General features: G+C 49.6%; 1 pseudogene. It reads right to left on the reverse strand.

From position 1 onward, the window contains the following. Positions 1-530, reverse strand: a pseudogene (locus R7Q46_RS30020) (glycerol-3-phosphate 1-O-acyltransferase); the annotation flags it as partial.

Consider the following 530-nt stretch of genomic DNA (forward strand, 5'->3'; position numbering starts at 1 on the left):
TCAATCGAAATGTCTTTGCTTTTTGCCTCGTCTTCAATCGCTTGTTCAATTGCAGGTGACTTTAACAGGCGAGCAAATAGCACTTGGCGTTGCGGTAGATTTGGACCTGATGCCGCCAATTTTTGACGAGAAACGTGGATACGTGCCACGCGCGCTAATTTATGCGCAATAGCACTGTCTGTACCGTGAGAATCCGCCATATAACGCAGTGAAACCACCGGGCTAAAGCGCACCAAACAGTCACGACCTGCTGCCATTACAGCTTTCGCTTTTTGTGGCCCATTCATTGGTTGCAGGTACGGGCGATGGTTCTCTGCTTTACCTGGTTTGCGTCCCCAAAGTACGGTCGCTGGGATCATCTGCACATCAAGCTCGCTATCAAGCTTGTGCAGTTCCAGCAGCTCAGTAAATAGAGAAACAGAATCTGTCGGGATGTCGTTGTCATTACCCATCACGGTTGGACGTGAGGCAATAAAGACGAAACGATTAAGCGTTTTGCCATTGATTTCCAGCGGGCTGAGCGGGTCTGG

The organism is Vibrio sp. 811, from assembly GCF_033339195.1.